The 12,418-nt window shown below is 69.4% G+C and carries 11 protein-coding genes and 1 riboswitch; of the genes, 6 read left to right on the top strand and 5 right to left on the bottom strand.

Annotated elements, in window-relative coordinates; translation table 11 throughout:
• Position 1: 1 nt before the first annotated feature.
• The 3 genes from GR168_RS14750 to GR168_RS14740 are packed head-to-tail and all read right to left on the bottom strand — an operon-like array spanning position 2 to position 3,342.
• A complete protein-coding gene (locus GR168_RS14750; RefSeq protein ID WP_078112799.1) occupies positions 2-799 on the bottom strand; it encodes an adenosylcobinamide-GDP ribazoletransferase in 798 nt (265 codons plus the stop codon).
• Between the two features lie 17 nt (positions 800-816).
• The gene (gene cobT, locus GR168_RS14745) at positions 817-2,649 is read right to left on the bottom strand and encodes a nicotinate-nucleotide--dimethylbenzimidazole phosphoribosyltransferase (protein ID WP_159371064.1); all 1,833 of its coding nucleotides are present in this window, start codon (positions 2,647-2,649) and stop codon (positions 817-819) included.
• A gap of 3 nt (positions 2,650-2,652) precedes the next feature.
• Positions 2,653-3,342, bottom strand: a complete 690-nt coding sequence (locus GR168_RS14740) for a DUF3043 domain-containing protein (RefSeq protein ID WP_058253102.1) — start codon at positions 3,340-3,342, stop codon at positions 2,653-2,655.
• Positions 3,343-3,567: 225 nt separating this feature from the next.
• On the opposite strand from GR168_RS14740, the gene GR168_RS14735 reads away from it, so the two are divergent.
• The 4 genes from GR168_RS14735 (at position 3,568) to GR168_RS14720 (ending at position 6,836) form a co-directional block, all read left to right on the top strand.
• Positions 3,568-4,650, top strand: coding sequence for a glycerate kinase (locus GR168_RS14735; RefSeq protein WP_159371941.1), 1,083 nt, complete (start codon positions 3,568-3,570; stop codon positions 4,648-4,650).
• Positions 4,651-4,866: 216 nt separating this feature from the next.
• Positions 4,867-5,226 carry an iron-sulfur cluster assembly accessory protein gene (locus tag GR168_RS14730; RefSeq protein WP_058253100.1) on the top strand — a complete coding sequence of 120 codons (360 nt, stop codon included), beginning with the start codon at positions 4,867-4,869 and terminating at the stop codon, positions 5,224-5,226.
• 176 nt (positions 5,227-5,402) lie between these two features.
• Positions 5,403-6,380, top strand: a complete 978-nt coding sequence (locus GR168_RS14725) for a carbohydrate kinase family protein (protein ID WP_203235859.1) — start codon at positions 5,403-5,405, stop codon at positions 6,378-6,380.
• A 65-nt stretch (positions 6,381-6,445) separates the two neighbouring features.
• Positions 6,446-6,512: riboswitch (guanidine-III (ykkC-III) riboswitch) on the top strand.
• A gap of 9 nt (positions 6,513-6,521) precedes the next feature.
• On the top strand, positions 6,522-6,836 hold the full coding sequence (locus tag GR168_RS14720) for a multidrug efflux SMR transporter (RefSeq protein ID WP_068972093.1): 315 nt from the start codon (positions 6,522-6,524) through the stop codon (positions 6,834-6,836).
• A gap of 55 nt (positions 6,837-6,891) precedes the next feature.
• On the opposite strand, the gene asnB is transcribed toward GR168_RS14720, so the two are convergent.
• Positions 6,892-8,817, bottom strand: coding sequence for an asparagine synthase (glutamine-hydrolyzing) (gene asnB, locus GR168_RS14715; RefSeq protein WP_159371062.1), 1,926 nt, complete (start codon positions 8,815-8,817; stop codon positions 6,892-6,894).
• Positions 8,818-9,220: 403 nt separating this feature from the next.
• Here asnB and GR168_RS14710 point away from each other — a divergent pair, with 403 nt between their 5' ends.
• Both GR168_RS14710 and GR168_RS14705 read left to right on the top strand, forming a co-directional pair.
• On the top strand, positions 9,221-10,318 hold the full coding sequence (locus tag GR168_RS14710; RefSeq protein WP_058253081.1) for a cytochrome c oxidase subunit II: 1,098 nt from the start codon (positions 9,221-9,223) through the stop codon (positions 10,316-10,318).
• Positions 10,319-10,320: 2 nt separating this feature from the next.
• Complete coding sequence (locus tag GR168_RS14705) at positions 10,321-10,737, top strand: cytochrome c oxidase subunit 4 (RefSeq protein ID WP_058253080.1); 417 nt, start codon at positions 10,321-10,323, stop codon at positions 10,735-10,737.
• Between the two features lie 103 nt (positions 10,738-10,840).
• Here GR168_RS14705 and GR168_RS14700 read toward each other — a convergent pair whose 3' ends face one another.
• Complete coding sequence (locus GR168_RS14700; protein WP_065630050.1) at positions 10,841-12,289, bottom strand: bifunctional phosphatase PAP2/diacylglycerol kinase family protein; 1,449 nt, start codon at positions 12,287-12,289, stop codon at positions 10,841-10,843.
• Positions 12,290-12,418: the final 129 nt, after the last annotated feature.

Genomic DNA, 12,418 nt, shown 5'->3' with positions numbered 1-12,418 from the left:
CTCAGAGCAGGAGACCGACGACGCCGATCGCGACCCCGAGTTCGATGGTCGCGCCCAGCACGTCGCCGGTCATCCCACCCATCCGGCGAGCGCAGTGCCTCGTGAACCACCACGCGAAGGCGGTCACGGCCAGCACGATCGCACACCCCTGGACGACGGCGGCCACCTCGACGTGGCCGCCGTCGATTCCGTTGGCGGACAGTCCGAGCGGCACGGTTGCGAGCAGGGCCACCACGAACCACGCGGCGACCGAGGTGCGCTGGGTCCCCGCGACCAGGGCGCCGAAACCGTTGTGGTGGGCCGGTTCCAGGGACCGCCGGGTGCCGACGACTGCGCCGAACCGCCCGAGGGCGATCGCGAAAGCGAGGTCGTACCAACGAGACCCGTTCGCGAGCGCGGCGAACCCGGTCGACTGCACGGCCAGCGTGAGGACCAGCGTCGCGACGCCGAACGGTCCGACGGTGCCGCTGCGCATGATCTCGGTGACACGATCGGGCGGCCCGTAGCACCCGAGTCCGTCCGCGGTGTCGGCGAGCCCGTCGAGGTGCATGCCACGGGTGGCGGCGGCGAGCAGCACGACGATCAGCACGCCCGCCGTGAGCGCCGGGAGGTCGGTCTGCGCGAGCCCGAAAGCCAGTCCGGCCGACGCCGCGCCCAGGGCGGCGCCGATCGCCGGGACCGACGCCATGACCGCCGCTCCCAGCTCCCGGTTGGGTGCGGAAGCGCCTGCGTGACCACCGACGGGTACCACCGTGAGCCAGCTGAACGCGGTTCGCAGCGCCCGGATCGGCGAGATCATCTCGAATCGGTTCGGCGTCAGGTCGTCTCGACGGTGGCGTGCTCGGCCTCCCGGTCAGACACCCCCGCCTCGTCGAAGGTGGCCATCGAGCCGAGCAGGTCGGCGGCGGATTGCACGATCGGCAGTGCCAGGACGGCACCGCTGCCTTCGCCCAGGCGCATCGAGAGGTCCAGCACCGGAACGAGATCGAGGTGGTCGAGCGCGATCTGATGGGCGGGTTCGACCGATCGGTGTCCGGCGATCCACCAGCGCATCGCGCCCGGTGCGAGTTCGTTGGCGACCATCGCCGCGGCGGTGATCACCACGCCGTCGAGAATGACCGGCGTCCGACGCAGCGCCGCTTGGGCGAGGAAGCCGACGGTGGCGGCGAGATCGGCGCCGCCGACGGCGGCGAGCAGCGCGAGGGGGTCGTGGATGACCTTGCGCGCGCGACGCATTCCGTCTCGGATCGCGGCCGTCTTCCGCATCCATCCGGCGTCGTCGACGCCGGTGCCGCGGCCGACGATCTCGACCGGCTCGCGCCGGGTCAGCGCGCCGATGAGGACGGTCGCCGGGGTGGTGTTGCCGATGCCCATCTCGCCGGCGATGAGGAGGTCGGTGCCCGAGTCGACGAGGTCGTCGGCGATGGCACGGCCGGCGGCCAGCGCCGCGCGTGCCTCGGCGAGGCTGATGGTGTCGGTGGTGCGGAGGTCTTCGCTGCTGCGACGGACCTTGTACCGCGACAGTTCCGGCGAAGTGTCGGCGTCGACGGACATGTCGACGACCTTCACCGCGGCACCGACACGGCCCGCCATCACGTTCACCGCGGCACCCCCAGCGGCGATGTTGGCGACCATCTGCGCGGTCACCTCGGGTGGGAACGCCGACACCCCGCCGCGCGCGACTCCGTGATCGCCGGCGAAGACGACGACGGTGGGGGAGGTGAGTGGCGCGGGCGGACACTGCCCCTGGCATGCGGCGATCCAGACGCCGATCTCCTCGACGCGGCCCAGCGACCCCGGCGGCTTGGTGAGTACCGCCTGCCGTTTCCGCGCGTCCTGCGCGACCGCCTCGTCCGGCGGCGCGATCGGTGCGAACACCTCGGCATCCGCGGGGTCGGGCCGGGGCCGTTCCGAGACACCCACGCCCGCAACAGGTTCGGGTGCTGAGCCGAAAGTGGTTGCCACCGCGGCCGCCGCTGTGCTCGGCGGTGTCGGAGTGGGGTCGTCGGAGGCGGGCGGAGTCGTCGTCGGGGTGTCCGATGCCGGGCCCGCGTTCCCGGTCGGGTCCGCGTCGGTTACGTGCCGGTCCACGGACTCGTCGGCGGGTGCTCCGGCGGGGAGGTGCAGGACCCGGCCCGCGACGACGAGATCGACGCGCTCGCACACCTCGGCGACCCGGACGTTGAGAGTCCCGAGCAGGTCCTGGAACACCCGGCCGGCGGGGGTGGGCGGTACGAGCGAGAGGCCGGCTTCCGGGCTGATGATCACCACGTCGGCCGACATCGCGCGCAGGGCATCGCAGAGGTCGTCGATCCGGCCGTCCAGGTCGATCTCCGAACCCGAGGTCCATCCGTGGACGGCGTCGATCTGCGCGGTGAGCCAGTTGCCCAGGTCGTCGACAAGGGCCGGGATGTCGGGCGCGGTGCGCAGGGCCTGGCCGAGATCGGTCGTCTCGATCGTCGTGTACCGGTCGTCGCGGCGTTCGCGATGGCGCCGGACCCGGTCCATCCACTCCCCGTCGGAGGACGTCAGCGGGCCCGTGGCCAGGTAGCGGATCTGACGGTGGCCGTCGAGCAACGACTCTCCGTGCGCGGACTTACCCGAGCGCACGCCGCCGAGGACGAGGGTGCGCACTGCGCGATCGGTCATCGATCAGACTTCGTCGCCCGGCGAGACCATCGGCTTGGGGGCGCGCATCTTGCGCAGCTGCATCGCGCGCGTGAACGCGTACCAGCCCAGCTTGAAACCGCCGTCGCTGGACTCGGGAAAACGTTCGGCGACCCGCCGGTTGACCATGCGGCCCAGGATCACACCGTCGGCCGCCATCAGCACGACGAAGGCGACCAGGATCAGGTTGGTCAGCGCCGCCGCCTGCGGGACCAGGAACATCAGCACGATCAGCAGGATCGCGAACGGCATGAACAGCCCGGCGAAGTTGCGTCGGGCGTCGACGATGTCGCGGGTGTAGCGCCGCGAGGCGCCCTTGTCGCGCGGCATCAGGTAGGCCTCGTCGCCGGCCATCATCCGTTCGCGCTGCTGGAGCCGCTTCTCGCGGCGCTCGGCGGAGAGTGCGCGCTTCTCCTCTTTGGAGAGCGTGGACTTCAGTTCCTTCTTGCGGGCGCGCGCCTCGGCGCGGTTCGTCGGGGGCGGTGCGACGGGACCGCGTCGCTTGTTCTCGGCCTGTCGGCGAGACGGCGTCGGACGACCCTTGCCCGGGGTGTACTTGCTGCCCTTGGTGGAGGGCGCGACGTCGGTGCCGGACTCGTCGTCGGCGGTGTAGGTGGAGACCGAGCTGTCGCCGGAATCCGCCTGGGTGTCGTCCTTCTTCCATGGCAGCTTCACGCTGTAGAGCCTAGGTGATCGATGTTGCGAGACAAACGCGTGGTCGTCGCTTTCGAGTGGTCACCCGGCGTACTCGGCATCCGCGGCGTCGCGCGCTGGCTCGCCGATCCGCCCTGCGTCGATGTCGCGCTGCCGGGTCGGGTTCGGCCACTTACACTCCGTGCTCATGACCGGGAACGGCGCGCAGCGCGGTGGAGCACCCACGGGGCCGACGGCGGGATCCCGGTGCGGATCCTGATCGCGCCGGATTCGTTCGGTGACACCATGTCCGCAGTGGTCGCGGCTCGGGCGATCGCCCGGGGGTGGCGTGCGGCACGGCATGGGGACGAGCTCGTCGTGGCTGCGCAGTCGGATGGCGGACCCGGCTTCGTCGACGTGCTCGCCTCGCGGTTCGGGACCGTGATCGCCGAACCGGTGTCCGGTCCGCTCGGGGCGGGGGTCATCGCGCGATGGCTTCTCGACGACGCGTCGACCGCATACATCGAGTGCGCCCAGGCGTGCGGTCTGCACCAGCTGGGCGGGACGCCGACGCCGCGGACGGCGACGGCAGCCGATACCCGCGGAGTCGGCGAGCTGGTCGCGGCGGCGCTGGCACGCGGGGCCGAGCGGATCGTGATCGGGCTCGGCGGCAGTGCGACGACCGATGGCGGCGCCGGCCTCGTGGAAGCCCTCGGCGGCGGCGACCGCGCCCGGGAGCGACTCCGGGGTGTGGATCTGGTGGTGGCGTCCGATGTGGAGAACCCGCTGCTCGGGCCGTCGGGAGCCGCCGCCGTCTTCGGTCCGCAGAAGGGCGCCGACCCGGAGACGGTCGAACTGCTCGAGACGCGCCTCGCCCACTGGGCACAGGTGTTGAGTGCGCTCGCCGACCGGGATGTCGCCGATGAGCCCGGCGCCGGCGCCGCGGGCGGGCTGGGTGCGGCGCTGCTCGCGCTCGGCGGTACCCGGGTGTCCGGTGCCACCGTCGTCGCGGAGGCGACCGGGCTGGCGGCCGAGGTGGCCGCGGCCGATCTCGTGGTCACCGGAGAGGGGAAGTTCGACGCCCAGACGCTCCGGGGCAAGGTGGTCGCCGCACTGCACGACGCGGCCTCGACGATCGGCGCCCGGGGCGCGGGTGCGCCGACGATCGTCCTCGCGGGTCAGGTCGCCTTGGGCCCCGACGAGATCCGAGCGGCCGGTGTCGCGGCCGCGTACGCGATCGTCGACATCGCCGGCTCGGTCGAGGTCGCGATGAACGATGCGGAGAACCAGCTCGTCGTGCTCGCGACATCGGTCGCATCCGACTTCCGGGCGGCGGACGGTCCGGGCTGACCTCGACGTCTCGCCGTGCCGCCGAATCGGGTGCCGACCTCCCGGAAACGCCCGTCCGACTGGACGGGAATACCACGGGGAGGAGTACGGTTGTACGCACGGGCACACCGGTCGACCTCCCGGCGAGCGGGTGAATCCCGAACGACCGTGAGGGCACACCCCAACCACGGCATCGGGCCACGATGCACCGGGACCACACCACTTACAGGAGCATCCATGACCGTGCAGAACGAAACGGGCACAGCCACGAGCACCGGCGTCATCCTCAGCGACGCAGCCGCGTCGAAGGCCAAGGCGCTGCTCGACCAGGAGGGCCGCGACGATCTCGCGCTGCGTATCGCCGTACAGCCGGGTGGTTGCGCGGGCCTGCGATACCAGCTCTTCTTCGACGACCGCACTCTCGACGGCGACATCACCACCGATTTCGGTGGCGTCACCCTCGCCGTCGACCGCATGAGCGCCCCCTACGTGCAGGGTGCCACCATCGACTTCGTCGACACCATCGAGAAGCAGGGCTTCACCATCGACAACCCGAATGCCACCGGCAGTTGCGCCTGCGGCGATTCGTTCAACTGACGCCGTACACGTCAGCGAACTTCCGGTACCGGCCGCATCCCACTTGGGGTGCGGCCGGTGTCGTATCCCGATGAGTGAGTAGCGTGGACACCTGTCTGCGTCATCACCTGTCCGGGTGAGGTGACCACCTGCTGGGTACATCCGTCGGGCAACCAATCGAAGGGTCGAGATCTCCAGTGGCAATCGTTGTGTGTGGGTCCATCGCAACCGACCATCTGATGAAGTTCCCGGGCAAGTTCTCCGAGCAGCTGCTCGGAGACCACCTCGAACACATCTCCCTCAGCTTCCTCGTGGAGGATCTCGTCGTTCGGCGCGGCGGTGTCGGCGGCAACATCTGCTACGCGATGGGTCAGCTCGGCGGTGCGCCCGTTCTGGTCGGCGCGGTCGGGTCCGACTTCCACGACTACCGCAAGTGGCTCGAAGCCAACGGGGTCGACTGCCGCGGCGTGCGGGTCTCGGAGACCCACCACACCGCTCGGTTCATGTGCACCACCGATGAGACGATGGCCCAGCTCGCCACGTTCTACGCCGGCGCGATGAGCGAGAGCCGCGAGATCGTGCTGTCCGAGGTCATCGCGGAGGTCGGGGCGCCCGACCTCGTCCTCATCGGGGCCGACGATCCGGCCGGGATGATCCGCCACACCGAAGAGTGCCGGGCCGCCGGTATCCCGTTCGCGGCGGACCCGTCGCAGCAGCTGGCCCGCCTCGACGGGGAGCAGACCCGCACGCTCATCGACGGCGCCGCCTACCTGTTCACCAACGAGTACGAGTGGGGGCTCCTGCGTCAGAAGGCCGGATTGTCCGAGGCGCAGGTCGCGGAGATGGTCGGCGTGCGCGTCACGACGCTCGGCAAGGACGGCGTCGAGATCGTCGACCGCGACGGCACGCGCATCCACGTCCCCGTCGTGCCGGAGACGGAGAAGGTCGACCCCACCGGTGTCGGCGACGGGTTCCGCGCCGGGTTCCTGTCCGCGCTGGCGCGCGGACTCGACTTCGAGCGGGCCGCGCAGGTCGGCTCGATGGTCGCGGTGCTGGTGCTGGAGACCGTCTCGACACAGGACTGGGCCTGGGACCCGGACTCGGCCCTGGCTCGGATCGAAGGCGCCTACGGCGCCGAGGCCGCCGCGGAGATCAAGGCGGCGTTCGCAGGCTGAGTCCGGTTCTCCGGGGTGGTGACGCGTCTGACGTTGCCACCCCCGCCCCGGCGTGACACGTTGGAACGGAGTCCCGATCGAGGACTCCCGGACGAGGGGTGCTGTACCCGGTGCGCGACAAGACGGCCCGGAGGGAGCGTCATGTCGTGGATCGTTCTGATCGTGTCCGGTGTCCTGGAAGCCGTGTGGGCAACCGCGCTGGGCAAGTCGGAGGGTTTCAGCAAGCTGGGTCCGACGGCCGTGTTCGGGGTCGCGCTGGTCGCCAGCATGGTCGGACTGGCGTATGCGATGCGCGATCTGCCGGTCGGGACCGCCTATGCGGTGTGGGTCGGTATCGGCGCGGTGCTGACCGTCGTCTATGCGATGGCGACCGGTGAGGAACCGGTTTCGCTGCTCAAGGCGCTGTTCCTGGTGATGATCGTCGGCGGGGTCATCGGTCTCAAGCTCGCGCACTGATCCCGTCGCCACCGAAGCCGCCCCGGATTCGTGGGCGGCTTCGGTTGTCGGGCAATCAGACCCGCACGGGATAGGTGTGGTCGATGATCTCCGGAACGATCGTGCCCTCGACGAAGATGCCGTGCCAGACCATGAACATCAGGACCGTCCAGAGTCGACGGCTGTTGTCCACCAAGCCTTCTCGGTGCTCGTTGAGCATCGTGACGACCGCGTCCTTGGCGAAGATGTGATCGGTCTGGGAGTGCGTGATGGTCTCGTGCGCCCAGTCGTACATCTCGGTGCCGGCCAGCCAGTGGCGGATGGGGACCGGGAAGCCGAGCTTCTTGCGATGCAGGACGTGCGCCGGGACGATCTGCTCCAGCGCCTTGCGCAACGCGTATTTCGTTGTGCCGTGCGCGATCTTCTCGTCATGGGGGAGACCTTCGGCGATCGCGAAGACCTCCGGGTCGAGGAACGGCACCCGCAGCTCGAGGGAGTTGGCCATGGTGATCTTGTCGGCCTTGACCAGGATGTCCCCGCGCAGCCAGGTGAAGAGGTCCAGATGTTGCATGCGGGCCACCGGGTCCCAGCCCTGGCTCATCGCGTAGATCGGTGCGGTGACGTCGGTGTGGGTCCATTCGGGACGGTAGTCGCGCAGCACCGCGCGGAGCCGCGCGTCGTCGAAGCTGCGGGCGTTGCCGTAATAGCGCTCCTCGAGCGTGAGCGACCCGCGGTGCAGCAGGCTCTTGCCGCGGGTCCCCTCCGGAATCCGCTCGGACACCTTGCCCGCCGCACGACGCAGCGCACGGGGCAGCCGGTCGAACGCGGCGAGGGACAGCGGTTCCTTGTAGATCGTGTAGCCGCCGAACAACTCGTCGGCGCCCTCGCCGGACAGGACCACCTTGACGTGCTTGCGCGCCTCGGCGGCCACGAAGTACAGCGGGACGAGTGCCGGGTCGGCGACCGGATCGTCGAGGTACCAGACGATCGACGGGATCGACTCGATGAACTCCGACGGCCCGACGACCTTCACGACATGCCGAGCGCCGATCGCCTCCGCGGACTCGGCGGCGACGTCGACCTCCGAGTAGCCCTCGCGCTCGAAGCCGGTGGTGAAGGTGATGAGGTCGGGGTTGTGCCGGATCGCGAGCGCCGCGATGGCCGTCGAGTCGATGCCGCCGGACAGGAACGACCCGACCGTGACGTCGGCGCGCATGTGCTTGGCGACCGAATCGGCGAGGACGTCGGCGATCTCGTCGTAGCGCTTCTGCCGGGTGGCCTCGGTGACCGGGCGAACACCGAACTGCGGGGTGAAGTATCGCCGGATCGACAGGGGACTGCCCGGCGTGGCGGTCGCGTGGCAGCCCGACTCGAGCCGCCGGATCGACGCGTGGATCGTCTCGGGCTCCGGGACGTACTGCAGCACGGTGTAGTGCTCGATCGCGCGGGGATCGAGCTCGGTCGACAGCCCGACGCGTTCGATCAGCTCGAGCAGGCTCTTCTTCTCGCTGCCGAAGATCAGCCCGCCCGGGCCCGACGCCACGAACAGCGGCTTGATGCCGAACGGGTCGCGGGCGAGGAAGAGCGAGCGGTTCTCGGTGTCCCAGATCGCGAAGGCGAACATGCCGCGAAGCCGTTTGACCGCGTCGGGGCCCCAGTGGTGGAACGCTGCGACGATCGCTTCGCTGTCACCCTCGGTCCGGAACAGCACCCCCTCGTCCTTCGCCAGCTCGGCGCGGATCTCGAGGTAGTTGTAGATCTCGCCGTTGAACACCAGCGCGTAACGGTCGGGATTCTCGGGCGGGCCCCAGCGCAGCGGCTGATGCGAATGCTCGATGTCGATGATCGAGAGGCGATTGAACCCGAACACGATGTCGTCGTCGTGCCATGTACCGGGCTCGTCGGGTCCGCGATGCCGCATGCAGTGCGAGGCCACCGCCACCGGTTCGACGACATCGGCGGCCGTTCCGTCGGATGTCAGCAGGCCGAGCAGACCACACACGTCTCGTTCTCTCCGTTCAGTTGCCAGTCCACGCACGATTCCGACGCCGGGCCGGATCGCGTCCGAGTATGCCTGAAGCGGCGGGCGGAGTTTCTATGTGGCGCGGTGGGCCGTGCGAGCGAACGCGACTGTCGCGCGCGACCCGTGGGCGCCGGTGCGGGACCGAGGGAGGGGGACACGACGCCGATCGCGCCCCGATTCCGACAGCTTCCGCGGGTTGGTCTACGCTGCGTAGTACTAGGTGCAAGAATTGCTGTGTGTCCACGGCAAGACCTTGCCCCGTGCAGGTCATGTGGCATGCACTCACCTCGGCGCGAGGGCGCCGGTGAGCGAGCAGGAAGGCGTGAAATTGGCACACGGTGGACGGCCCCGAGCGAGGCGTGTCTCATCAGCGTCGCGGACGATGAAGCGACTCGGATTCGTCGCCGCTCTCGGCCTCGGCGCACTGCTGATGTCGGGTTGCAGCGCCAGTGAGGCGATGCGTTTCGGTTGGCCCGAGGGCGTCACGCCCGACGGCAAAGAGATGGTCGATCTGTGGACCTGGTCGGTCATCGCGGCGCTGGTCATGGGTGTCCTGGTCTGGGCGCTGATCTTCTGGACGATCACGTTCCACCGCGCGAACGACGCCAAGAAGGGCGTGTTCCCGCGCCAGACGGCATACAACGTGCCGCTGGAGCTCACCTACACGGCGATCCCGTTCGTCATCATCGCCGTGCTCTTCTACTTCACGGTCATCGTGCAGAACAACGTCGAGGGCAAGAACAACGACTCCAAGGTCGTCGTCGACGTCACCGCGTTCCAGTGGAACTGGAAGTTCGGCTACAACCAGGTCGAGTTCTCCGACGGCACCACCTACAACGGCTTCGAGCAGAACGGCAACCCGTTCGAGATCCAAGCGCAGACCGGTAGCGGCGCCGAGACCGAGCACGCCGGCAGCGACGAGGGCGGCGAGCACGGTGAGCTCCCCGGTCCGGCCGGTGGCCGTGACGACGACGTCCGCGACTACCTGAAGTTCGACCGCATCGAGACGGTCGGCTCGTCGTCGGAGATCCCGGTCCTGGTGCTGCCGACCGGCAAGCGCATCGAGTTCAACATCGCCTCGGCCGACGTCATCCACTCGTTCTGGGTGCCGGAATTCCTCTACAAGCGCGACGTCTTCCCGTTCCCCGAGCAGAACGCGACCGACCCGATCTTCCAGATCAAGTCGATCGACCGGACCGGCGCCTTCGTCGGCCGCTGTGCCGAGATGTGCGGTACGTACCACTCGATGATGAACTTCGAGGTCCGCGCCGTCTCGCCGGAGGACTTCGACAGCTACATCCGGTTCCGCGAGGCGAACCCCAGCGCCACCAATGCGGAAGCGCTCGCGTCGATCTGCCAGGCACCCGAAGCGGTGACCACGGTGCCGTTCGACACCCGCCGCGCGACCGACGGCTCCGTCGGTGCCACCGGTGATCCCGACAACCCGACCCTCGCCAACTGCACCAAGGAAGTGAGCTGACGATGAAGATCGAGGCACGCCTCTTCGAGATGCTGACCGCCTTCTTCTTTCTGACGGGCGTCGCATACACCCTCTTCACCGCGTTCACCAGCAAGGGCATCGAGTGGGTCGGCGTCGTCGGCCTGTTCTTCGCGGCCGGCCTGACGCTCATCGCGGGCACGTTCTTCCGGTTCGTCGCCCGACGCGTCGAGATCCGCCCCGAGGACTACGAAGACGCCGAGGTCGAGGACGGCGCCGGCGAGCTGGGCTTCTTCAGCCCGCACTCCTGGTGGCCCATCCTGATCGCGCTCGGCGCCTCGACCTTCGCGGTCGGCTTCGCCACCGGTAACTTCTGGCTGGCGATCTTCGCGGCCGTGGTCATCATGGGCACCGCTGCGGGCCTGGTCTTCGAGTACCACGTCGGTCCCGAGAAGCACTGAGCGCAGGCACTGAACGCCGCCAGGCGTCACGCACCACGAAAGCGCCCCACCGAGATTCGGTGGGGCGCTTTCGTGTCTTCGCCGAGGAACCCTCGGTGAGCGGTCAGGGACGCTCCCGGCCGACCGGCCGGAAGACCTTCAGGACGCGGTAGTCCACGCGGAAGTCGGCCTGCGAGAACGACTCCTCGACCTCGCCGTCGTGTGACACCGCGACGGGGCCGTCGACCGCGGTGAAGCGGAACTCGGGGACCTGCATCTCGTGGTACAGGTGGGAGCGTTCGAGACGACCGAGCGCCAGTGAACCCAGGAGCCGCAGGGTCGCCCAGCGATGGCTCGTCTCGAGGATCCGTACGTCGAGAAGGCCGTCGTCGAGCCGGACGCGTCGCGACGGTAGGAACCCGGTGGGCTGGTAGATCGAGTTGCCGACGAGGAACAGCGACGCATCGAGTACACGGCCCTCCACCTCGATTCGGACGTGCGGATCTTTGCGGAGGACGTGGAGAACGGCCGCGGCGGTCGCGAGCGGCCGGCTGATGCGCCGCTGAAGGCGCCGGCGGACCCGGACGAAGTCGGGGTGCGCGCCGATGCTCGCGGTGTTGAGGATCAGGCGGGAGTCGTTGAGCCACATCGCGTCGACACGGGACGCCGAACCCGAACGGATCGCGTCGATCGTGGTGTCCACCGTGCCGCAACCGATGTCGCGCGCGAAGTGGTTGAACGTGCCGGCCGGGAAGACCGCGACGGGGATGTCGGCGGCGAGCGCAGGAGCGGCGGCACATGCCACGGTGCCGTCGCCGCCGGCCACCCCCAGGATCTCCGCGCGGGCCGCCACGTCGGCGAAAACGGTTGCCATGTCGTCGGTGTCGTCGAGCTCGATGATCTCGGCGGCCGGCAGCCCGGTGCGGATCGCATCCACCACGCGGCGACCCCGTCCGTCCGCGGAGCCCGGGTTCACGACGACGACCAGCCCGGTCCCGTCGGGGTTGGGTCCCACGTCGACGACGGACGGGGCGGCCAGGGACAGCGACGGTTCGGTGATGGGCGGCACGACACGGGCACCGATCGTGGCGATGACGGCGCCGATGCCTAGCCCCGCGACCACGTCGCCGGGGTAGTGTGCCCCGGTCGCCACCCGGGACAGCCCGACGAGCCCGGCCAGTGCCGACAACAACAGACCCGCGGGCGGATTCTCGACGGCCACACCGACCGCGAAGGCGGCAGCACTGGCGGAGTGTCCGGACGGCAGCGAGTTGGAGGTCGGGCGTCGACGACCCCGCCGGGACAACGGGATCAGTCCGTGGGAGGGCCGCGAGCGGTTGCGGATCCGCTTCGCCCCCTGGTTGGTGACCAGACTCGTCACGGCGAGCGAGACCAGTCCGCGTGCGGCACCGCGCTGCAGCGAGGGACGGCCGGACACGGCGAGCCCGGCAGCGATCGCCATCCACAGCTTCGAATGGTCGGCGGCCCGGGTGAGTATCGGCATCGTCACGTCGAGGAGCGGGCTCGGGGACCGGGCGATCGAATCGTAGATCTCGGCATCGAGAGTGCCCATCCCGCGGGTGATCTGGGACAGACCGGAACTTCGGGGAGGTGACCGGCGCATGGGGTACACCGTGCCACATCGGACCCGCGCCGGCAGCCACCCCGGGGGAGGGGAGTGGTGTCGGTCGGCGACGTGAGC

This window comes from Gordonia sp. JH63 (assembly GCF_009856645.1).
GTDB lineage: Bacteria > Actinomycetota > Actinomycetes > Mycobacteriales > Mycobacteriaceae > Gordonia > Gordonia hongkongensis.
Note: the sequence above shows the minus strand (reverse complement) of the source record. Positions and strands in the feature narration are given on the sequence as shown.

Excerpts from the sequence above, each read along its gene's own strand:
- GR168_RS14750 (WP_078112799.1), bottom strand. The coding sequence starts at position 799 with ATGATCTCGCCGATCCGGGCGCTGCGAACCGCGTTCAGCTGGCTCACG.
- cobT (WP_159371064.1), bottom strand. The coding sequence starts at position 2,649 with ATGACCGATCGCGCAGTGCGCACCCTCGTCCTCGGCGGCGTGCGCTCG.
- GR168_RS14730 (WP_058253100.1), top strand. The coding sequence starts at position 4,867 with ATGACCGTGCAGAACGAAACGGGCACAGCCACGAGCACCGGCGTCATC.
- GR168_RS14720 (WP_068972093.1), top strand. The coding sequence starts at position 6,522 with ATGTCGTGGATCGTTCTGATCGTGTCCGGTGTCCTGGAAGCCGTGTGG.
- GR168_RS14710 (WP_058253081.1), top strand. The coding sequence starts at position 9,221 with ATGAAGCGACTCGGATTCGTCGCCGCTCTCGGCCTCGGCGCACTGCTG.
- GR168_RS14705 (WP_058253080.1), top strand. The coding sequence starts at position 10,321 with ATGAAGATCGAGGCACGCCTCTTCGAGATGCTGACCGCCTTCTTCTTT.
- GR168_RS14700 (WP_065630050.1), bottom strand. The coding sequence starts at position 12,289 with ATGGGCACTCTCGATGCCGAGATCTACGATTCGATCGCCCGGTCCCCG.